The organism is Bradyrhizobium niftali, from assembly GCF_004571025.1.
Lineage (GTDB): Bacteria > Pseudomonadota > Alphaproteobacteria > Rhizobiales > Xanthobacteraceae > Bradyrhizobium > Bradyrhizobium niftali.
This window is the reverse complement of sequence record NZ_SPQT01000028.1, coordinates 103,009-122,769: the sequence shown is the minus strand read 5'-3', so window position 1 is coordinate 122,769 and position 19,761 is coordinate 103,009. Positions and strand designations below refer to the sequence as shown.

Sequence of the window (19,761 nt, the reverse complement as noted above, 5' to 3'; positions counted from 1 at the left end):
CAACTAACCTGCGGCGCTGGATTGCGGCTGGAGATTGGCGCGCTTGTCGACCTTCGCCACGCGCGACAGCAGATACTCGACCTCGGCCTTCGCCGTCGCCGTGATCGTCGCGCCGGGCTTGCGCTGCGCGCTGGAGGCGATGATGCCGCGCTTCTGGAGCACGTGTTTGCGCACGGCGAGGCCCGCGCCCGGCTGCTGCTCGTAACGGATCAGCGGCAGATGCGCGTCGAACAGATCATGCGCGGCATCGCGCTTGCCGGCCTTGGAGAGGTTCACGACGTCGATCAACAACTCGGGGAACGCATAGCCGGTCATGGCACCGTCGGCGCCGCGCTCCATCTCGAAATCCAGGAACGTGCCGCCATTGCCGCAGAGGATCGAGAGCGGGCGGAGCGAGCCGTCCTTCTGGAAGCCGCGCAACGTCGTGATCTTCTCCAGTCCCGGCCAGTCCTCGTGCTTGAGCATCACGCAGTTCGGATTGTCCATGACGATCTTGCGGATCACGGCCGGGGTGAACACCACCTGCAAGGTCAGCGGATAGTCCTGAAGCACCCAGGGCACTTCGGGGCCGATGGCCTCGGCCGCCTGCTTGAAATAACCGACGATCTGATCGTCGGTGCGGAGCGAGGGCGGCGGCGCGATCATGACGCCGGCGGCGCCCGCGTCCATCGAGGCCTTCGCCAGCGAGCGCATGGTGGCAAAGCCTGGCGCGGAGACGCCGACGATCACCTGCATCTTCTTGGCCCGCTTGACGAAGCGAACCGCCACCTGCTCGGCCTCGGCGGCATCGAGCTTCGGCGCCTCGCCAAGGATGCCCAGCACCGTGACGCCATCGCAGCCGACCTCCTCGTAGAAATCGGTCAGGCGGTCGATCGAGCGCTCGTCGATCCGGCCGTCGTCGTGGAACGGCGTCGGCGCGATTGCGAAGGTACCCTTGGCGTCGGCGGTCAGTTTCATCGTCTTTCCTTGTCTCTCTCTATTCGTCATTCCGGGATGGCCCGAAGGGACAGGCCCGGAATCCATAACCCCGGCTGGTGGTTATGGATTCCGGGCTCGCGACTTCGTCGCGCCCCGGAATGACAGTTGGGCTAAAACCGCCGCGCCCCCATCTTGATCTGCTCCTCGGAGAAGAAGATCTCCCTGGCATGATCGGCGATGTCCTGGGCCTGCCAGCCCGCGTGCGGCGGTTTCCAGCCTTCCATTTCCATCATCCGCATTTCGCGCACGCCGCGGGGCCCGGACACGCCCAGCACCTTGCCGGTCTGGTCGCCCGACAAGTCGCTGACCATGTATAGCACGGCCGGCGCGATGCCGTCCGGCCCGAGCGCCGCCGAGGGGTTCTCCTGATAGCGGGGCAGGTCTGCGGTCATGCGGGTCAGGGCACCCGGGGCCAGCGTCCAGATCCGGATGTTGTACTTGCGGCCCTCGATCGCCAGCACGTTGGACAGGCCCCAGATGCCGCCCTTGGCCGCGCCGTAATTGGTCTGCCCGAAATTGCCGATCAGCCCTGATGTCGAGGAGGTGTTGACGATGACGCCACCGCCGTTTTCCCGCATCCAGCGAAACACTGGCATGGTGCAACAAAAGGTACCCTTCAGATGCACCTTGATGACCTTGTCCCAGTCGGCCTCGGAGGCCTTGGCGAAGGTCTGGTCGCGCAAGATGCCGGCATTGTTGACGAGGATGTCGGCGCGGCCGAAATGCCTGATGGCGTCGTCGAACACCGACTGGCCGCCCTCCATGGTGGAGATGTCGGCGCCGTTGGCGACCGCTTTGCCGCCCTCGGCCTTGATCGCGTCCACCACGAGCTGCGCCATCGACTTGTCGGCGCCCGAGCCGTCGCGGGGGCCGCCGAGATCGTTGACGACGACGGAAGCCCCTTCCCGCGCGAACAGCTTCGCATAGGCCTCACCGAGCCCGCCGCCCGCACCGGTGATCAGCGCAACCTTGCCGTCGAGTAGTCCCATGGTGGCTTCTCCCTGTTTGTTTTTCTTCTCTCGTGTCCCTTGTTCTCTCGTGTCCCGGACGCGATGCAGCGTGAAACGCTGCGTCGCAGAGCCGGGATCCAGTTCCTTGCTACGTCCTCTGGGCCCCGGCTCAGCAGCGCATCACTGCGTGCTGCGCTGCGTCCGGGGCACGAGACCGACCTAACCCAGCACCGTCTTCCCATTCTTGATCACGGTGACGCCGCGCGACTTCACCTTGGCTTCGAACGAGATCACGCTGCCGTCCTTCCAGAGGTCCATGGTCACAGTCTCGCCGGGATAGACCGGCGAGGAGAACCGCGCGACGTGCTGACGGAAGGCGCTGGCGTCGTAGTCGGCGTAGGTCTGGAGCACGCCGCGGCAGGTGATGCCGTAAGTGCACATGCCGTGCAGGATCGGACGCGGAAAGCCGGCCTTCTTGGCAAATTCGGGATCGCTGTGCAGCGGGTTGCGGTCGCCACACAGGCGATAGACCAGTGCCTGGTCGGGACGCGTCGTGATGTCGATGGTCTTGTCGGGGCTGCGCGAGGGGATCTTGTGCGGATCGGGCTGGGTCAGGTTCGGGCCGCCAAAACCGCCATCGCCGCGGGCGAAGCGCGAGGCGACCAGCGTTGCGAGCTTCTCGCCCTTCTCGTTCTTCAGCACGGTCTGGTGGCTGATGACGACGCCCCTGTCCTTGCCCTTGTCGTAGACCTCGAGCACCGTGGAGTCGGCGGTGATGTGCGCGGCCACCGGCAGGGGCTGGTGAAAGGTGATGTCGCGCTCGCCGTCGACCACCATCACGCGGTTGAGGTTCATCTCGCCCGGCCCCGAGCCCCACGCCGCAACGGAGGCGAAGGTCGGCACCACCTTCAGCGGCCGCGGCGTCAGCGTGCCCTCGTTGACGAAGGCGAGCTCGTTCTCGTCCATCGGATCGGCACCGAGCCCGATGCCGTAGGCGTACAGCATCACCTCGCGATCGCTGTAGGCGTATTTCTGGCCGATGTTTTTCAGGCCTTTGAGTTCTTCATATCTGGCGGACATTTTGTTTGTTTCCTCCCCGGTGGTTCTCATCCTCATGGTGAGGAGGCGCTCTTGCGCCGTCTCGAACCATGAGGATGCCCGAAACGCTTCTTTGCCGTGGCCATCCTTCGAGACGCTTGCTTCGCAAGCTCCTCAGGATGAGGACCGCCCTACACCGGCGTGAAGAACGGCAGCGGCGCGCCGTCGGTCGGCTTGAACACCACCTTCACCTTCTGGCCGATCTTCAGCTTCTCGAGATCGCAATCGACGAAGTTGGTCTGCACCGACGGGCCTTCCTTCAGCGTGACGTAGCCGATGGCGTAAGGGCCGGTCGGCGACTTCCGCATCAGGCTCCAGGTGTAGATCGTGCCCTCGCCCGAAGCCTCCTCCCACACCGTCTTGTCGGAGTAGCAGAACGGGCAGATCGAGCGCGGGAAGTAATGCGCTTCACCGCAGGCGGTGCAGCGCTTGATCATGAACTTGCCCTGCTTCGCGGCGTCCCAGAACGCGGCGGTCTCGGGGTTCGTCACGGGAGCCGGATATTTCTTCGCTTCACTCATCACACGCGCTCCAGAATGGCCGTCGACGCGGCGTGGCGCACGCCCAGAAGGCCGCCGGTGCCGTGAGCGATGGCGAGATCGCAGTTCGGCACTTGCACTTTCGGATGCGCCTCGCCGCGCAGCTGCCTGACCGCCTCGATGATCTTGGTCATGCCGCCACGGTTGACCGGGTGGTTGCTGCAGAGCCCACCGCCATCGGTGTTGAACGGCAGCTTGCCGACGCCCGAAATCAGATTGCCGTCGGCGACGAACTTGCCGCCCTCGCCTTTCTTGCAGAAGCCGAGATCCTCGAGCTGCATCAGCACGGTGATGGTGAAGCTGTCGTAGATCGAGGCGTATTTGATGTCCTTCGGCGTGATGCCGGCTTCCTCGAACGCACGCGGGCCGGACCAGATTCCCGCGGAGTAAGTGAGATCGAGATCCTTGCCGCCGCGCGGGCCCTTCATCGCCTCGCCATGGCCGATCAGCTTGACCAGCGGCTTCTTCAGGCTCCTGGCGATCTCCGGCGTCGTCACGATCAGCGCGCCGCCGCCGTCGGAGACGACGCAGCAATCCATGCGATGCAAGGGATCGGAGATCATCGGCGAATTCAGGACGTCCTCGACGGTGACGACGTCCTTGAGCATCGCATGCGGATTGTACTGCGCGTGGTGCGAGGCCGCGACCTTGATCCAGGCGAGCTGCTCGGAGGTGGTGCCATAGTCGTGCATATGGCGCATGGCACACATGCCATAGGCATTGTGCGTGGTCGCGCCGTAAGCGGACTCGAAATCGGCTTCGGCGCCGGCCGCGCGCGGCGGCATCACGCCGGTGCGCGGCTTGCCGGCCAGCGTGATCAGCGCGATCGAGCATTTTCCCGCGGCAATTGCTTCCGCAGCATGGCCGAGATGGATGATGTAGGAACAGCCGCCGGTCTCCGTGGAATCGACGTGACGGAGCTTTTTGGTGTTCAGGCCGAGATAGTCGACCATCGGCCAGGCGCCGCCGGGCGCGTCGCCCGCGCAGAAATAGCCGTCGACATCGTCCTTGGAGAGCCCGGCATCCTCGATCGCGCCCTTGGCGACCTCGGCATGGAGCTGGGCGGTGGATTTGTCCGGCGCATGCCGGGTCGGGTGTTCGTAGATCCCGGCAATGTAGGCCTTGCCCTTGATGGTCAAAACGTCAGGTCTCCGCGCTCGCGTTTCTTCTTGCTCCGTTTTTCTGAACCGCGGGGGCCAGCTTGGCAAGCGCGGAAATATTCCGTCGGGCGAGAGGGCAGCGGCTTGGCGCAAGTGGGGTCTAATCTCGCCTGCCTCCGCATCGTCATTGCGAGCGCAGCGAAGCAATCCAGGAGGATATCCGCGGATGCATTTCTGGATTGCTTCGCTGCGCTCGCAATGAGGGATGCGACGACCAAAATCCTAAAGGTGTCTTGCCCGACGGCACAAGCGATTTCGATTTCGCGAAAACAACCCCATGCACAGTAGAACGGTGGTTGATTTCAAACAGGAAATCGTAGGGTGGGTTAGCCGAAGGCGTAACCCACCTCTTTAGTTTCCAAGGAGGCAGAAGTGGTGGGTTACGCTGACGCTAACCCACCCTACGCACTGCGTTCGCGTCGAGACCGCCCTACTCCGCCGCGATCTGCCTCGGCGCGGGCGGCGGGCTCGCGAGGTCCGCGGCGAGCTGGGCGTAGCGGGCTTTTGCGTCGGCGACCGCCTTCTCCTTCACCGGGCCGTAGCCGCGGATGCGGTCGGGCAGCGACAGCAATTCCACCGCGGTGTCGATCGTGAGCGGCGAGAGCAGGCCGAGCACGGTGGCGACGTCCTTTTCGTAGCCCACGATCAGATCGCGCTCGAGCTTGCGGTCGGTGCTGCGGCTGAAGATGTCGAACGGCGTGCCGCGCAGGAACTTGAACTTCGCCAGCATGCGGAAGACCTTCAGCATCCACGGGCCGAAGGCGCGCTTCTTCGGGCGGCCCAGGGCATCGACGCCACTCGCCAGGATCGGCGGCGCGAGATTGAAGCTGAACTTGAAATCGCCCTCGAACTGGTCGCGGAGCTGCTGCTCGAAGGCGCCGTCGGTGAAAAGGCGCGCGACTTCGTATTCGTCCTTGTAGGCCAGGAGCTTGGCGTAGTTCACCGCGACCGCGCGCGGCAGTGCATCGTCATAGCCCCCTTGCCTCGCGGCATCGCGAACCTGATCGACCAGCTTGCGATAGCGTTTTGCCAGGCGGCCGTTCTGATAGGCGGTCAGGTGCTTGGCGCGATGCTCGATGACCTCGTCCAACGTCATTGCGTCCAAGGTCTTGGGCGCAACGACCTCGTCCGTGCCCTTCAGCATGCCCGCAAGACGCTGGGGATCGGCGACCGCGAGGCGACCGAGGCGGAAGGCTTCCTTGTTCATCTTGATCGAGACGCCGTTGACCTCGATCGCCTGCTCGATCGACTCCGCCGACAGCGGGAAGAGCCCCTTCTGATAGGCGTAGCCCATCATCATCATGTTGGTGGCGATGCTGTCGCCGAGGAGTTGCTCGGCCGGCTTGGTGAAGTCGAAGAAGACGGAGTCCTTGTGCAGCGCCGTCTCCAGCAATCCGTTCAGCTTGCGGGTCTGGAAGTTGAAGTCGCGGTTGAGGACGAAGTCGGCGGTGGGAATGACGTGGCTGTTGATGATGCCGCGGGTGCGGCTGGTGTCGCAGAGCGAGATGGTGTCCTTGGCGACCGCGACCACCTCGTCGGCGGCGAGCACGAGATCTGCCGTGCCGGTGACGATGCGCGAACACGTCACCTCGGCCGGATGATCCGACAGGCGGACGTGGCTGAGCACCGCCCCGCCCTTTTGCGCGAGGCCCGACATGTCGAGAATCATCGAGGCCTTGCCCTCGATGTGGGCGGCCATGCCGAGCAGCGCGCCGATGGTGAGCACGCCGGTGCCGCCAACGCCGCCGACGGCGATGTTGTAGGGCTTGTCCAGCGTCGGGCGCGAGGCCGGCTCCGGCAGCGCGCCGATCTCTTCAAGCTCGGCCGGCGCGCGGTGACGCGGCGCGCCGCCGTCGACGGTGACGAAGGACGGGCAGAACCCCTTCACGCAGGAATAGTCCTTGTTGCAGGACGACTGGTTGATGGCGCGCTTGCGGCCGAACTCGGTCTCCAGCGGCTCGACCGAGATGCAGTTCGACTGCACCGAGCAGTCGCCGCAGCCTTCGCAGACGGCTGGGTTGATCATGACGCGGCGCGCCGGATCCTCCATCAGGCCGCGCTTGCGGCGGCGGCGCTTTTCGGCTGCGCAGGTCTGCACGAACACGATCGCCGAGGTGCCCTTGTACTCGCGGCACATCTTCATGACGCTGTCGAGTTCGTCGCGGTGATACTTCTTCACGCCGGGCGCGATGGTGTCGGCGGGATAAGTGTCGGGCGCTTCCGAGACCAGATAGATCTCGCGGATGCCCTCGGCGTGGAGCTGGAAGGTAATCTGCTGCGGCGAGAGATCGCCGTCATGGCGCTGGCCGCCGGTCATGGCGACGGCGTCGTTGTAGAGGATCTTGTAGGTGATGTTGGTCTTGGAGGCGACCGCCTGGCGAATGGCGAGCAGACCGGAGTGGAAATAGGTGCCATCGCCGAGATTGGCGAAAATGTGGTTCTCGTTGGTGAAGGGCGCGATCCCGACCCACGGTACGCCCTCGCCGCCCATATGCGTGAACGTCTCGGTCGAGCGGTCCATCCACAGCGCCATGAAGTGACAGCCGATGCCGGCCATGGCGCGGCTGCCTTCGGGGACTTTTGTCGATGTGTTGTGGGGGCAGCCGGAGCAGAAATATGGGGTTCGGGAGACGGGTGCGACCGCCTGCATCTGGGTCGCCTGACGGCCGTTGAACCAGTCGGCCTTGACGCGGAGCATCTCCGTGATCTCGGGGTTGAGATTAAGTCGAAGAAGTCGCTCGGTGATCGAGGTCGCAAGCGAGGCGACGCTGAGCTCGGCGGCGAAGGTCAGGAAGCGCTTGTCGTGCTCGTCCATCTTGCCGACGATGCGCGGACGGACGTCATCGCGCCAGTTGAACAGCTCCTGCTTGACCTGGTTCTCGACGATCTCGCGCCGCTCTTCGATGATGAAGATTTCCTCGAGCCCGACCGCGAACTGGCGCACGCCTTCCGGCTCCAGCGGCCAGGGCATGCCGATCTTGTAGAGGCGAAGGCCGATCTTGGCGGCCACTTCCTCGGTGATCCCGAGCTCGCGCAGCGCTTGCCGCACGTCCTCATAGCTCTTGCCGGACGCCATGATGCCGAAGCGCGCATTCGGCGAATCCATGGTGACGCGGTTGACCTTGTTGGCGCGCGCAAAGGCGATCGCGGCAAAGCCCTTGTAGTCCTGGAGGCGGCGGTCCTGCTCGAAGCGGTCGTCGGGCCAGCGCAGATTGAGGCCATCGGGCGGCAGCTCGAAATCAGGCGGGATGATGAAGGGCTTCATCTCGTCGGTGAGGTCGATCTCGGCGGTGGTCTCCACCGTCTCCGTGATCACCTTCATGCCGACCCAGCAGCCCGAGTAGCGCGACATCGCGATGCCGAGCAGGCCCATCTCGATCATCTCGTGGATGCTGGACGGGTAGAGATACGGCATCAGCGCCGACATGAAGGCGTGGTCGGACTGATGCGGGACGGTCGAGGACTTTGCGCCGTGGTCGTCGCCGGCGAGGCACAGCACACCGCCGTTCTTGGCCGAGCCCGCGGCATTGCCATGGCGGAACACGTCGCCGCAGCGATCGACGCCGGGCCCTTTGCCGTACCAGATGCCGACCACACCGTCATACTTGGCGCCGGGCGAGAGGTTGAGCTGCTGCGAGCCCCAGACGGCGGTCGCGGCCAGGTCCTCGTTCACGCCGGGCTGGAACTTGATGTTGTACTGCTCGAGATGCTTTCGCGCCGCAAAGAGCTGCTGGTCGTAGCCGCCGAGCGGCGAGCCGCGATAGCCGGAGATGAAGCCCGCGGTGTTGAGGCCATTGGCGCGGTCGCGCCGGATCTGGGCCATGGGCAGGCGAACCAGGGCCTGGATGCCCGTGGTGAAGACGTGTCCGGTGTCCTGGGTGTATTTTTGATCGAGACTGATCGGACCCTGGTTGATGCCCATGCTGTCCTCTTTCCACGCCCTGTTCAGGTCTTTGTCACTTAACGTCGCTTAAGCCGTTGCCTGCCCGTTGTTTTTAGCTAGGGCGCGCCGACCGTCTCCGCCACTCTATGTCGGATATTTAACGCTCCGCACCACAAATCTGGACCAAAGGGAGCGCCGGGTAAAAATCGCAATTTCGTGGCTGCAAAGGCGTCCGGCATTTTCAATTTGTGTCACGATACCCCCGCCGCCGCGAAATGAATTGACGCCCCGTTCACGCAGGCGACGTCGAATGGTCGCAGGAGAGGCTTTCGATGCGGACGATTCTGGCTGGTCTGGCTGTTGTGGGATTGGCGTTGTGCAGTGCGGTTGCGAGCACGGTCCGTGCCGCCGAGCCGTCGCCGGAGCTGATCGCCTACGGCAAGACGCTGGTCGAGGCCGGTGACTGCGCGGGCTGCCACACCGCCGATCCGGCAAAGCCGTTCGCGGGCGGAAAGCGCATCGATACGCCCTTCGGCGCGATCTATGCGCCGAACCTGACGCCCGACCGGGACACCGGGATCGGCGGCTGGGCGGATGCCGATTTCACCCGCGCGCTCCGCTATGGCGTCGCGCCTGACGGCTCGAACTACTATCCGGCCTTCCCCTATCCCTACTTCACGAAGATGACGAAGGACGACACTCTGGCGATCCGCGCCTATCTCGGCACGCTGGCGCCCGTCGTAAGCCGCAACAAGCCGCCGGAGCTGCGCTGGCCGTTCGGTTATCGCGGCCTGATGCGGATCTGGAACACCATGTTTTTCAAGCCCGGCCTGTTCGAGCCGGACCAGAGCCAGAGCGCGGCCTGGAATCGCGGCGGCTATCTGGTCACCGGGCTCGGCCATTGCGGCGCCTGCCATACGCCGAAGAACTATTTTGGCGCGGACAAGCAGGCGCAGGCATTGTCCGGCAACGAGGTCGGCGGCTGGTACGCCCCAAGGCTCGATGGCGCGCCCCGCACCGGGCTGAAGTCGTGGAGCGTCGAGGACATCGTCGAATATCTGCAGAGCGGCCGCAATGCCAAAAGCCATGCCGACGGGTTGATGGCGGAGGTGGTCGTCAACTCGACCTCGAAGATGAGCGACGCCGATGTGCGTGCGATCGCGGTCTACCTGAAGAGCCTGCCGCCGGCGCGGCGTGAGACGATCGTGACGCCGCCCGACGAGGCCACGATGAAAACCGGCCAGGCGGTCTACGCAAAATTCTGCATCGCCTGCCATGAAGCCGACGGGACCGGCGCGCCGCGCATCTATCCGCCGCTGCCCGCCAACGCGCTGCTGCAATCGGTCAATCCGTCCTCGACCTTGCGCATCACGCTCGACGGCGCCCACACCGTGACGACGCCCCGCGCGCCCAACACCGGCGAGATGCCGGCCTATGCCAGGCAGTTGTCCGACGAGGAGATCGCGGCGGTGGCCAACTACATCCGCAACTCCTGGGGCAATTCGGGCCCGCTGGTGACGCCGGCGCAGGTGGCGAAGGCGCGGAAGCAGCCGTAGCCAGCTCTCCCCCCGTCATTGCGAGCGTAGCGAAGCAATCCAGACTTCCTCCGCGGAAAGATTCTGGATTGCTTCGCTGCGCTCGCAATGACGAGGTGGATGGAGCTACCGCTCATCCCCCGTGAACACGAATTTCGGCATCTCCCATTTGTAGCGCACCGCGAGCAGGCGGAAGCTGATGCCGAGGATGAAGGTCAAGATCGTCCAGAGTTCGGCGTTGATGCTGAGGCCGAAGGCGGTCGCATAGAACAGGCCGGTCACGACCGAGACGCTGGCGTAGAGCTCGGAGCGAAACAAGAGCGGCACGTCGTTGCAGAGCACGTCGCGCAGCACGCCGCCGGCGCAGCCGGTCACCATGCCCGAGACGATGACGATCGGCAGCGAGACATCCATCTGCCAGGCGATGTCGCAACCGGTCATGGTGAACACGACGAGGCCGATGGCATCGAGCACGATGAAGGCGAACTGAAGCCGGTGCACGAGGCGCGCGACCAGGATGGTCAGCAGCGCGGCAGCGCCGGGAAGCACGAGATAGATCGGGTTCGCAACCCAGGCCAGCGGATAGTGACCGAGGAACAGGTCGCGCAGCGTGCCACCGCCAAGCGCGGTGATGCTGCCGAGCATGCAGACACCGACATAGTCCATGCTGCGCCGCCCCGCAGCTAGCGCCGCGGTCATGCCCTGCGCCGTCAAGGCAACAAACGCCAGAAGATGCAGCACGCTATCGCTTGGCGGCAGGCTCCACATCGCTTTGTTCCCTTATTCCGCCGTGGAACTTACGTCCGCGGTTCCAGGATGAACAAGGGTTCATCCGGAATTAACAGGTTCCCGATTCCTGACGCGGAGGCAACATGCGACGAAAGCATCAGAGGGGCGGAACAGAATCTCGCATCTATGGGTTGTCCAGCCGCCATAATCGAGGAGACCCAATCGATGGCTGACGAGCGTTTTCCCAACGATCCGTATCGCCCGAATCTCGCCGATGATGAGTATCTCCGTGCGGCGCGACGGGATGCCGACCTTCAGGCCGACCCCGAACTGGGCGAAGGCCCCGCCTCCAGCGGCAAGGTCGCACTGTTTGCCGTGGCTGTCGCCCTGGTGCTGGGCGCCGTGTTCTATGGCTTGAACAACACGACCACGGGCAACCAGGCGAGCAATGAGCCGGCGACGAAGACCGCCCAGCAGGCTCCGCCGACCAATCCAGCGGCGCCTCCCGGCATGCGCGACGTGACGCCGCGCAACAACGCCGCGCCGGGCGTGACCACGGGTGCTGCGCCGAGCAAGCCGGCCGCGCCGGATCCGGCCGCTCCGTCTGACGGCACGAAGGCTCCGTCTGACGGCGCGAAGTAAGACCACAACTGTCATCGCCCGGCTCGACCGGGCGATCCAGTACTCCGAGACGGTCGTGGTTGAACAGACAAGCTGCGGCGTACTGGATGCCCCGCCGCCGCCCCAGTCCGCAATTGCGCACAAGGCGGGGCATGACACCGAGAGGACGAGCGAGCGGCGGGACACAACATCCCGCCGCTTTTCGTTCGGCTCTATTGCTTGAGCATGATCCTTCCGGAAAACCGCTGCACACTTTTCCGGATCATGTTCTAGCTGAACATCTTGTTGAGCTCGCCGCCGGGATAGCCGCTGCCGAGCTCGGTGAACGTCCCCTTCTCCGCCATCTCCTTTGCCGCGCGCATGAAGCCGCCCCAGGCGGCGCGGGCGAGCGAACCGCCGACGCTGATCCGGCGCACGCCGAGATCTTCGGCCTCCTGCAACGACAGGCCGGAGCCGCCGATCAAGAGGTTGAACGGCTTTGGATGCACCGCCTTCACCACCGCGGCGATGTCCTCGCGGCTCTTCAGGCCCGGCGCGTAGAGGCAGTCGGCGCCGGCATCCGCGTAGGCGGTGAGCCGGTCGATGACGAGCTTGAGATCGGTCACGCCCCACAGATATGCCTCGCAGCGGCCGACCAGCAGCGTGCCGCTGTCGCCGATCGCCTTGCGCGAGGCCTTGATGCGCTCGACCGCGAGCGCGCGATCGTAGAGCGGCTTGTCCTTGTCACCGGTGGAATCCTCGATCGACAGCCCGGCGACGCCGGTGCGCACACCGCGCTCGACATTGTCGGCGACCTTGTCGGGCTCGACCGCAAAGCCGCCCTCGAAATCCGCATTCACGGGAATGTCGACCGCCGAGCTCAATGCTGCCAGATGCTGACAGACGTCCTCGACGGTGACGTGGTTGTCGGCCTTGCCGATGGTCCATGCAAAGCCCGCGCTCGATGACGCTATCGCCTTGAAACCGAGATGCTGCAACGCCTTGGCGCTGCCGACATCGACCGGATTGGGCAGAATGAAGCAGCCGCTCTCATGCATCTTCCTGAAAGTTGCGCGCTTGTCCGCGGTCGTCACGTGCATGTTTCTCTCCCTTGTTGGCCGCGCAGACATAGGCACGCATTCGGGGCAGCGCCAGTGCGCGCCCGGAGCGCGCTAGTGTGCGTCGTGCACTGCGCGGCTGTCTTTCGGCGCCTCGTCGCGATCATTCATGCCGTAGTCCCTGACGACGCTGGCGATGCGCAGGCGATAGTCGGCGAAGATCTGTGCCCTGCCCCTGGCCTGGGTGCGGCGGTGCTCCATCGTGTTGCGCCAGGCCTGCACGGCCGCCTCATCCCGCCAGAATGACACCGACAGGATCTTGCCCTTCTCGGTCAGGCTCTCGAAGCGCTCGACCGAGATGAAGCCGTCGATGGTTTGCAGGATCGGCTTCAGATCGGCTGCAAGGTCGAAATAGGTCTGGCGATGCTCGGGCTTGGGCCAGACCTCGAAGATCACGGCGATCATGGGCGTCTCCTGCTGACAGTGTCGTGGCCTACAATACCACCTTGCGCAGGAAGGTGCGCTCTTCCGCGAGGATGAACCTGTGTTCCTCGGCGAAATGGAAGTTCGCCATGCCCTCTGCATCCTCGCGCAGCCGGGCCCGATAGGCCTCATAGGCGGCCAGGCTCTCGAAGGTGATCAGCGCGAAGGCGATGCTGTTGGTGCCCTCGTGCGGCATGAAATAGCCGATCAGGTCGCCGCCGCATTTCGGGATGATGGTGAGCCAGCGTTTTGAATATTCCTCGAACTGCGCGCGCTTGAACGGATCGAGCTGGTAGCGGATGAAGACGGTGACGGACATGTGAGGCTCCTGTGTTTCCATATCGTCATTGCGAGCGCAGCGAAGCAATCCAGGTTGTCAGCTCCTCATCCTGAGGAGCGCGGAACGCGCGTCTCGAAGGATGAAGGCCCCGCCGGTGGCCTCGCCCTTCGAGACGCGCGCAAGGGCGCGCTCCTCAGGGTGAGGATCGGGCTTCCGATGTTGCTTCGTCATTCGTTCGCAACGACGATGTGGCAACACGCTACGCGCTTGCCCGACCGCAATGCTTCGGCTACCATCGAAGCATGAAATCAGGACCCGACATCGCCATGGTCGCCGCGCTGGTCGGCGACCCCGCCCGCGCCAACATGCTCACGGCGCTGATGAACGGACGCGCGCTGACCGCGAGCGAGCTGGCGCAGGAGGCCGGCATCACGCCGCAGACCGCAAGCTCGCACCTGTCGAAGCTCGAGGCCGGCGGGCTGGTCGAGCCGGAGAAGCAGGGCCGCCACCGCTACTACCGCCTCACCGACGACGACGTTGCCGGCGTGCTCGAAGGCCTCGCGGGGCTCGCCGCGCGCACCGGCCACATGCGCGTGCGCACCGGGCCGAAGGATCCGGCACTGCGGCGCGCGCGCATCTGCTACGATCACCTCGCCGGCGATCTCGGCGTGCAGATGCTCGACACCATGCGCGAGAGAAACCTGGTCAAGCAGAAGAAGCAGGACATCGAGCTGACCGCCGAGGGCGAGCGCTTCCTCGCCAGACATTTGCAGATCTCGCCCGACATGCTCGCCCATCCGCGGCGGCCGGTGTGCAAGGCCTGCCTCGACTGGAGCGAGCGGCGCCACCATCTCGCCGGCACGCTGGGCGCCACCATGATGCAGCGCTTCACCGAGCTGAAATGGGCCGCGCGCGACGCCACGCCCGGCAGCCGCGTGGTGAATTTCACCCGCACCGGCGAGAAGCAGTTTGCGGCGCTGTTCGGAAATGGGAAGGACTGATCACGCCGGGCGCATGAGATCGCACGTTTGCGTGTGAATTCGTGTGCTCGTCATGGCCGGGCTTGACCCGGCCATCCATCGCTTTAAGCGCAGTGTCGTTCCGGGCGATGCGAAGCATCGAACCTGGAACCTCGAGATTCCGGGTTCGCGTCTTCGGCGCGCCCCGGAATGACGGCTCCAATTACGAGATCTTCATGAACCGCTTCCTCCCGGCCGCGCTTGCCGCCGCCCTTCTCGCCGCTCCTCTCGCCTCTCACGCCGCCGACACCACTCCGCGCGAACCCTACGGCATCGCGCTCGAAGGCTTTGCCTATCCCTATCCCGTGCACCTGCTGCCTGTTGTGAACGACGGCGAGCAGCTCGCCATGGCCTATATGGACGTCGCGCCTCAGCAGCCGAACGGCCGCACCGTGGTGCTGCTGCACGGGCGCAATTTCCCGTCGAGCTACTGGGCGCCTGTGATCAGGATGCTGAGCGAAGCCGGTTTCCGCGTCGTGGTGCCCGACCAGATCGGTTTCGGCAAATCCTCCAAGCCGGCGGGCGAACTGCATTTCGACACGCTGGCGCGCAACACCATCGCGCTGCTCGACCATCTCAAGATCGACAAGGCCGAGATCGTCGCCCATTCGCTCGGCGGCATGCTGGGCGTGCGCATCGCCCGCGCCTCTCCCGATAGAGTCGCCCATCTCGTGCTGACCGCGCCGATCGGGCTGGAAGACTATCGCCTCTACGTGCCGCCGACGCCGACCGAGAAGATTATCGAGAGCGAAGACAAGCTCACGGCCGAGGGCTATCGCAAGCAGCTCCAGACCAATTACGCGATCAAGCTGCCGCCGGATCAGATCACGCCCTTCATCGACGCCCGCTTCAACATCAAGGGCAGCCCCGACTATCCGCGCTGGCTGCGCGCCTTCGTCAGCTCCGGCCAGATGATCTATCGCGAGCCGATCGCGCACGAGGTCGCGCTCGTTTCCGAGCCGACGCTGTTCATCATGGGCGCCGACGACCACAACGCACCGGGCCGTCCGAACGCACCGGAGGCGCTGCGCGCGAAGATGGGGCAGAACGCCGAGCTCGCGAAGGAGCTCGCCGCGAAGATGCCGAATGCGCGGGCCGAAGTGATCCCCGACACCGGCCATCTCGTCTTCCTGGAAGCGCCGGAGAAGTACCGGGAGCTGGTGCTCGGCTTTCTCGGCCGCTAGCGACGCCGGCGTGTCGCCTGGAGCAGGATGCGGGCGATGTTCATGCCGCATTCAGGTCATGATTGACAGATTTGGATCGCGACGTGCCGGCACGTATCTCCCCAAATTTTAACGTGTCGAATCGTGTCTTTTGATTCATTGTGCGCCGCAAGCGCGCTGTCCCAAGAATCTCCCCCTAAGGACGAGAAGGAAGATCAGATGAAATATCTCTTCGCCGCCGTGATGCTCGCCAGCGCGGTCGTTGGTTTCAGCGAGGCGGCCAGCGCCGCGGAGGGCTGTGGTCCCGGCTGGTATCGTGGCCGCTATGGCAACTGCCGTCCGATGGGCGGGCGTCCGCCGGTCGTGGTCGTGGCGCCCCGCCCCGCGCCGGTCGTCGTCGTGCGTCCGCGCGGGTGCCCCTATGGCCTGCGCTGGTACGCCGGCCGCTGCCGTCCGTTCTGATCCCGTATTTTCGCATGGCGAAATGGCCGCGCGGCGAAAGCCTGCGCGGCCTTTTTCTTTTGAGCGCCCTCCAGCACATTGGCTGGCAGGAGCGCCGAATCAAAACGGGGACCGCGAACCGCGATCCCCGTCCGGATTTCGATTGCCGAGCACTTACCAGTGGCGGCGATGCCAGTGCCGGTGGCGCCAGCCCCAGTGCCTGTGGCGCCAACCCCAGTGATGGCCACGACCGTGCCAGTGCACCTGTTCGGGCTTGAGCTGTGCGGCTTCATCGCTGGTGGTGACGGCGGGACGAGCGTCCGGATTGCCTTGCGGCATGCGGGGATCACCGAGCGGCTGCGGCGCCAGCGGCGCGGCCTGTGCGGCGGCGGTGAACGCGGCGGCTCCCGCCGCGGCACCGAATGCGAGTTTCAGAAAATTGCGGCGTTCCATGACATCTTCCTCTCGGGCAAGCGTTGATGATGCCGAGCGAGTGTCGGGCCCGCGATATGAACTGCGGCTGAATCGCGCGTTCAGATTCGTTGCAAAGGTGACAGGAGAGCCTGTGGCCCTACTTCTCAAACTCCTGCGCCAGCACTAGCGTCTCGCGCGTGCGCATCACCTCGGGCCAGTCGCGGTTGAAATCGGCGACGAGCCTTTTCAGCGCGTCACCTTTCAGCATCGCCGCGAGCTTGGCCTCGTCGTCGAACTGATACATCGCCTGGTGCAGCGAGGGATCGTCGAGGCTCCAGAAGCGCCAGGCTTTGCTCACGCCGAACGCCTTCACCGCATCGGGCACATGCTCGGTCTCATACCATTTGTCGAAGGCGGCACGCTTGCTCGCGTCGGTGACGGTGGCACGGACAACGAAGTACGCTGCGGGCATGTGTTTCCTCCTGTTGTTTGACCGCAGCATAGACGGTTATAGTGGCGGCAACAAAAAGCCCGCGCGACGGACAATGCCGTCGCGCCGATAAGGGAGGAACGGCCATGCGCAGGATCATCACGGGGCTCGCTGCGATCGCCTGCCTGTGGCCCACGGCCTCGCCGGCCGAAATCGTCCGCTTCGACATCCTGGAACGCGTGCCCGCCTTCGCCGGCCGCAGTTTTGGTAACGTCGGTACCTATGAACGCATCACCGCGCGCGCGACCTTCGCGCTCAACCCGTCCGACGACCGCAACGCCGTCATCACCGATCTGTCGCTCGCGCCGCGCAACCCCGACGGCAAGGTCGAGGCCACCGCCGACGTCGTGATCCTGCGGCCCAGCGATGCCAGCCACGGCAACGGCACGCTGCTGCTGGAAGTCCCCAATCGCGGCCGCAAGCTGGCGCCGCAGCTGTTCGACGATTCCGCCCAGCCCGGCGCCAACATTGCCGACAAGGCCGAGGACGCCGGCATCGGCTTCCTGCATCGCCAAGGCTACACAATGGTCTGGGTGGGCTGGCAGGGCGACATTCCGTCGAAGCCGGGACAGCTCGCGATGACCGCACCGGTGCTCAAGGGCGTCACCGGTCCTGCGCGGGAAGAGGTGATCTTCGACACCACGACCAATCCCGCGCGCGCAACGCTGACCTGGCCGGCGGCTGAGGCCGCCGATCTCAACGTCACCGTACGCGCGGCCTGGGCCGACGCGCGGCAGACGCCGCTGGGCCTCTCCGCAAAACCGGTCGATCCCGTGACGGTGGAGATCGCCCGCCCCGACGGCTTTGACGCCGGCGCGCTCTATGAGATCACCTACACCGCGCGCGATCCCGTCCCGCTCGGCATGGGCTATGCGGCCGTGCGCGATGTCGTCAGCTTCCTCCGCCACGACGAGACGCAAGCGAACCCGCTGCTCAACGGCCTGCATCCATCAGTGAGCCGCGCCATCGGCTTCGGCGTCTCGCAATCCGGCCGCTTCCTGCGAGACTTCCTCTATCTCGGCTTTAACCAGGATCTCTCCGGCCGCACCGTGTTCGACGGATTGATGCCGCATGTCGCGGGCACGCGGCGGATGGCGACCAACGTCCGCTTCGGCCAGCCCGGCCGCAACCCGCGCCATCTGCAGGATCCGGCGTGGCAGGCCGACCTGTTCCCTTTCACCTATGCGAGCCTGAGCGATCCCTATTCCGGCAAGACCGACGGCCTGCTCCGCCGCTGCTCGCTCTCCGCCACCTGTCCGCGCGTGATGCAGACCGACAGCGAGCACGAATGGTGGGCCTCGCACGCTTCGCTGCTGGTCACCGATCTCGCCGGCAATCATCTCGACCTTCCCGACAACGTCCGCGCCTACATGATCGCGGGCACGCCGCATTTCGCGGAAGCCGCCGACGTGATGCGCAAGGGCTTGCCCGCAATGTCGCTGCCGCAGAATCCGATGCATGCGGGCATGCCGATGCGCGCGCTGCTCACCGACCTCAACGCCTGGATCAGCGATGGCACCAAACCGCCCGCAAGCCGCGTCCCCATGCGCGCCCACGGCACGCTGGTGGCTGCGAAAGGCGCGGTGCCGGCGGATATCCCCGGCCTGCCCTACGCCGGCATCCATACGCTGGCCGCCTTCTCGGATCAGAGCGTGTTGCCGCCCAAGGAGATCGGCCGCTATCCCGTGTTCGTGCCGAAGGCCGACGATGATGGCATGGCGATATCAGGTATCCGCCAACTCGCCCTCGTCGTCCCTCGCGCGACCTACACGGCGTGGAATCCGCGCGCGCAGGGCTTTGGGCCGACGGCGCTCTATCCGCTGCAAGGCGCGGTGGTACCGTTTGCACCGACGGAAGCCGCACGGAAGGAAGTGCACGATCCCAGGCTGTCGATTGCGGAGCGATACGCGGACGACGGGGCGTATGTGGCCGCGGTGCGCCGCGAGGCGGCAAGGCAGGTGGCGGAGCGGATATTGCTGCCGGAAGATGCGGAGCGTGCGGTTGAGGCGGCGAAGCAAGGGAAGCTGGCGAAGCTTGGGCCGTGAAGGCGATAGCATCTTCGGCTTCAATGTCGCGACGCGGTTCGGCCTTTCCACAAACTCGTCATGCGCGGCCTTGTGCCGCCACGTCCTCGGTTCCAGCGCAACGATAGGCGTGGATGGCCGGGACAAGCCCGGCCATGACAAGGTGGAAAAATCTCGCACGCCTGTCGGAACACCCGCTCCTCATCCGTCCTATGCCTGGACAGCACACGGAGACACCGCATGGCCGCCCTCACCCTCACCACCTTCGACTGGGTTCCCGAGATGCCCAGGGGTTTCGTCCGCGATCTTCGTGTGCGCTGGGCCCTCGAAGAGGCCGCGTTGCCGTACCGCGTCGCGAGCGTGCCGTTCGGCGATCGCGGCGCTGCGCATTTCGCGCACCAGCCCTTCGGCCAGGTGCCGTGGCTGACCGACGGCGACCTCTCGATCTTCGAGAGCGGCGCGATCCTGCTGCATCTGGGTGAGCGCAGCGCGAAGCTGATGCCGACCGACCCGCACGGCCGCACCAAGGCGATGGAGTGGGTGCTCGCTGCGCTCAATTCGGTGGAGATGCCGGCCCTGCCCTGGACGATGTTCAAGTTCACCGGCAGTGACGATGGCTCACCTGCCGTAAAGTTCGTCGACGACTTCCTCAAGCTCCGCCTCAAGCACATGGAGACGGTGCTGGCCGGCCGCGAATGGCTGGCGGGGCCCTTTTCCGTCGCCGACATCCTGATGTCGGACGTGCTGCGCGTCGTCGATCGCTTCGATGGGTTGGCGGCACATCCAGCCTGCCGCGCCTACGTCGCGCGCGCCACGGCCCGCCCGGCCTTCGCCAAGGCGCACGCCGACCAGATGGCGCATTTCGCAGCGGCAGATGGGGCACGCTAACGCAGACGGATTAGCAAAGCGCAATCCAC

19 protein-coding genes are annotated in these 19,761 nt (G+C 65.1%); 7 read left to right on the top strand and 12 right to left on the bottom strand.

Annotation, left to right across the window (positions count from 1 at the left end):
- Positions 1 to 3: 3 nt before the first annotated feature.
- From E4K65_RS35925 to E4K65_RS35900, 6 genes are all read right to left on the bottom strand, one after another.
- A complete protein-coding gene (locus tag E4K65_RS35925; protein ID WP_135178125.1) occupies positions 4 to 957 on the bottom strand; it encodes a dihydrodipicolinate synthase family protein in 954 nt (317 codons plus the stop codon).
- 131 nt (positions 958 to 1,088) lie between these two features.
- Positions 1,089 to 1,967: an SDR family oxidoreductase gene (locus E4K65_RS35920; protein WP_135178124.1), complete on the bottom strand. Its 879-nt coding sequence runs from the start codon at positions 1,965 to 1,967 to the stop codon at positions 1,089 to 1,091.
- Between the two features lie 180 nt (positions 1,968 to 2,147).
- Entirely contained in the window at positions 2,148 to 3,008 is an 861-nt protein-coding gene (locus tag E4K65_RS35915; protein ID WP_135178123.1) for a MaoC family dehydratase, read from the bottom strand.
- A gap of 149 nt (positions 3,009 to 3,157) precedes the next feature.
- Entirely contained in the window at positions 3,158 to 3,547 is a 390-nt protein-coding gene (locus E4K65_RS35910; RefSeq protein ID WP_092192950.1) for a Zn-ribbon domain-containing OB-fold protein, read from the bottom strand.
- Entirely contained in the window at positions 3,547 to 4,704 is a 1,158-nt protein-coding gene (locus E4K65_RS35905; RefSeq protein WP_135178122.1) for a thiolase domain-containing protein, read from the bottom strand. Before E4K65_RS35905 ends, E4K65_RS35910 begins: the two co-directional genes overlap by 1 nt.
- 451 nt (positions 4,705 to 5,155) lie before the next feature.
- The gene (locus E4K65_RS35900; RefSeq protein ID WP_135178121.1) at positions 5,156 to 8,647 is read right to left on the bottom strand and encodes an indolepyruvate ferredoxin oxidoreductase family protein; all 3,492 of its coding nucleotides are present in this window, start codon (positions 8,645 to 8,647) and stop codon (positions 5,156 to 5,158) included.
- Positions 8,648 to 8,940: 293 nt separating this feature from the next.
- Between E4K65_RS35900 and E4K65_RS35895 the strand changes: the two genes are divergently transcribed.
- Positions 8,941 to 10,164 carry a c-type cytochrome gene (locus tag E4K65_RS35895; protein WP_135178120.1) on the top strand — a complete coding sequence of 408 codons (1,224 nt, stop codon included), beginning with the start codon at positions 8,941 to 8,943 and terminating at the stop codon, positions 10,162 to 10,164.
- 105 nt (positions 10,165 to 10,269) lie between these two features.
- On the opposite strand, the gene E4K65_RS35890 is transcribed toward E4K65_RS35895, so the two are convergent.
- A complete protein-coding gene (locus tag E4K65_RS35890) occupies positions 10,270 to 10,911 on the bottom strand; it encodes a trimeric intracellular cation channel family protein (protein ID WP_025576546.1) in 642 nt (213 codons plus the stop codon).
- Positions 10,912 to 11,097: 186 nt separating this feature from the next.
- On the opposite strand from E4K65_RS35890, the gene E4K65_RS35885 reads away from it, so the two are divergent.
- Positions 11,098 to 11,514: a hypothetical protein gene (locus E4K65_RS35885; protein WP_167771420.1), complete on the top strand. Its 417-nt coding sequence runs from the start codon at positions 11,098 to 11,100 to the stop codon at positions 11,512 to 11,514.
- Positions 11,515 to 11,762: 248 nt separating this feature from the next.
- Here E4K65_RS35885 and E4K65_RS35880 read toward each other — a convergent pair whose 3' ends face one another.
- The 3 genes from E4K65_RS35880 to E4K65_RS35870 form a co-directional block, all read right to left on the bottom strand.
- On the bottom strand, positions 11,763 to 12,572 hold the full coding sequence (locus tag E4K65_RS35880) for an isocitrate lyase/PEP mutase family protein (protein WP_135178119.1): 810 nt from the start codon (positions 12,570 to 12,572) through the stop codon (positions 11,763 to 11,765).
- Positions 12,573 to 12,644: 72 nt separating this feature from the next.
- Complete coding sequence (locus tag E4K65_RS35875) at positions 12,645 to 12,995, bottom strand: antibiotic biosynthesis monooxygenase family protein (protein ID WP_092192740.1); 351 nt, start codon at positions 12,993 to 12,995, stop codon at positions 12,645 to 12,647.
- Positions 12,996 to 13,023: 28 nt separating this feature from the next.
- Positions 13,024 to 13,332, bottom strand: coding sequence for an NIPSNAP family protein (locus E4K65_RS35870; RefSeq protein ID WP_167771419.1), 309 nt, complete (start codon positions 13,330 to 13,332; stop codon positions 13,024 to 13,026).
- Positions 13,333 to 13,595: 263 nt separating this feature from the next.
- Between E4K65_RS35870 and E4K65_RS35865 the strand changes: the two genes are divergently transcribed.
- The 3 genes from E4K65_RS35865 to E4K65_RS35855 all read left to right on the top strand — a co-directional run bounded on the left by E4K65_RS35865 (position 13,596) and on the right by E4K65_RS35855 (position 15,937).
- Positions 13,596 to 14,294 carry an ArsR family transcriptional regulator gene (locus E4K65_RS35865; RefSeq protein ID WP_167771418.1) on the top strand — a complete coding sequence of 233 codons (699 nt, stop codon included), beginning with the start codon at positions 13,596 to 13,598 and terminating at the stop codon, positions 14,292 to 14,294.
- A gap of 194 nt (positions 14,295 to 14,488) precedes the next feature.
- Positions 14,489 to 15,496, top strand: a complete 1,008-nt coding sequence (locus tag E4K65_RS35860) for an alpha/beta fold hydrolase (protein ID WP_167771417.1) — start codon at positions 14,489 to 14,491, stop codon at positions 15,494 to 15,496.
- Positions 15,497 to 15,694: 198 nt separating this feature from the next.
- Positions 15,695 to 15,937 (top strand): GCG_CRPN prefix-to-repeats domain-containing protein, encoded by a 243-nt coding sequence (locus tag E4K65_RS35855; RefSeq protein ID WP_027549234.1) that lies wholly within the window; start codon positions 15,695 to 15,697, stop codon positions 15,935 to 15,937.
- A gap of 153 nt (positions 15,938 to 16,090) precedes the next feature.
- Here the strand turns inward: E4K65_RS35855 and E4K65_RS35850 are convergent, their stop codons facing one another.
- Together E4K65_RS35850 and E4K65_RS35845 are read right to left on the bottom strand one after the other, a co-directional pair.
- Positions 16,091 to 16,369, bottom strand: a complete 279-nt coding sequence (locus E4K65_RS35850) for a twin-arginine translocation signal domain-containing protein (protein ID WP_135178145.1) — start codon at positions 16,367 to 16,369, stop codon at positions 16,091 to 16,093.
- 118 nt (positions 16,370 to 16,487) lie between these two features.
- Positions 16,488 to 16,802 carry a hypothetical protein gene (locus tag E4K65_RS35845; protein ID WP_167771416.1) on the bottom strand — a complete coding sequence of 105 codons (315 nt, stop codon included), beginning with the start codon at positions 16,800 to 16,802 and terminating at the stop codon, positions 16,488 to 16,490.
- Positions 16,803 to 16,906: 104 nt separating this feature from the next.
- Between E4K65_RS35845 and E4K65_RS35840 the strand changes: the two genes are divergently transcribed.
- Both E4K65_RS35840 and E4K65_RS35835 read left to right on the top strand, forming a co-directional pair.
- Positions 16,907 to 18,865: an alpha/beta hydrolase domain-containing protein gene (locus E4K65_RS35840; RefSeq protein ID WP_135178115.1), complete on the top strand. Its 1,959-nt coding sequence runs from the start codon at positions 16,907 to 16,909 to the stop codon at positions 18,863 to 18,865.
- Positions 18,866 to 19,084: 219 nt separating this feature from the next.
- A complete protein-coding gene (locus E4K65_RS35835) occupies positions 19,085 to 19,732 on the top strand; it encodes a glutathione S-transferase family protein (RefSeq protein ID WP_135178114.1) in 648 nt (215 codons plus the stop codon).
- The last annotated feature ends 29 nt before the right edge of the window (positions 19,733 to 19,761 follow it).

Bases quoted from the DNA above. Each gene is read 5' to 3' on its own strand.
- E4K65_RS35925 (WP_135178125.1), bottom strand. From the start codon at position 957: ATGAAACTGACCGCCGACGCCAAGGGTACCTTCGCAATCGCGCCGACG.
- E4K65_RS35920 (WP_135178124.1), bottom strand. From the start codon at position 1,967: ATGGGACTACTCGACGGCAAGGTTGCGCTGATCACCGGTGCGGGCGGC.
- E4K65_RS35915 (WP_135178123.1), bottom strand. From the start codon at position 3,008: ATGTCCGCCAGATATGAAGAACTCAAAGGCCTGAAAAACATCGGCCAG.
- E4K65_RS35910 (WP_092192950.1), bottom strand. From the start codon at position 3,547: ATGAGTGAAGCGAAGAAATATCCGGCTCCCGTGACGAACCCCGAGACC.
- E4K65_RS35900 (WP_135178121.1), bottom strand. From the start codon at position 8,647: ATGGGCATCAACCAGGGTCCGATCAGTCTCGATCAAAAATACACCCAG.
- E4K65_RS35895 (WP_135178120.1), top strand. From the start codon at position 8,941: ATGCGGACGATTCTGGCTGGTCTGGCTGTTGTGGGATTGGCGTTGTGC.
- E4K65_RS35890 (WP_025576546.1), bottom strand. From the start codon at position 10,911: ATGTGGAGCCTGCCGCCAAGCGATAGCGTGCTGCATCTTCTGGCGTTT.
- E4K65_RS35885 (WP_167771420.1), top strand. From the start codon at position 11,098: ATGGCTGACGAGCGTTTTCCCAACGATCCGTATCGCCCGAATCTCGCC.
- E4K65_RS35880 (WP_135178119.1), bottom strand. From the start codon at position 12,572: ATGCACGTGACGACCGCGGACAAGCGCGCAACTTTCAGGAAGATGCAT.
- E4K65_RS35875 (WP_092192740.1), bottom strand. From the start codon at position 12,995: ATGATCGCCGTGATCTTCGAGGTCTGGCCCAAGCCCGAGCATCGCCAG.
- E4K65_RS35870 (WP_167771419.1), bottom strand. From the start codon at position 13,332: ATGTCCGTCACCGTCTTCATCCGCTACCAGCTCGATCCGTTCAAGCGC.
- E4K65_RS35865 (WP_167771418.1), top strand. From the start codon at position 13,596: ATGAAATCAGGACCCGACATCGCCATGGTCGCCGCGCTGGTCGGCGAC.
- E4K65_RS35860 (WP_167771417.1), top strand. From the start codon at position 14,489: ATGAACCGCTTCCTCCCGGCCGCGCTTGCCGCCGCCCTTCTCGCCGCT.
- E4K65_RS35855 (WP_027549234.1), top strand. From the start codon at position 15,695: ATGAAATATCTCTTCGCCGCCGTGATGCTCGCCAGCGCGGTCGTTGGT.
- E4K65_RS35850 (WP_135178145.1), bottom strand. From the start codon at position 16,369: ATGGAACGCCGCAATTTTCTGAAACTCGCATTCGGTGCCGCGGCGGGA.
- E4K65_RS35845 (WP_167771416.1), bottom strand. From the start codon at position 16,802: ATGCCCGCAGCGTACTTCGTTGTCCGTGCCACCGTCACCGACGCGAGC.
- E4K65_RS35840 (WP_135178115.1), top strand. From the start codon at position 16,907: ATGCGCAGGATCATCACGGGGCTCGCTGCGATCGCCTGCCTGTGGCCC.
- E4K65_RS35835 (WP_135178114.1), top strand. From the start codon at position 19,085: ATGGCCGCCCTCACCCTCACCACCTTCGACTGGGTTCCCGAGATGCCC.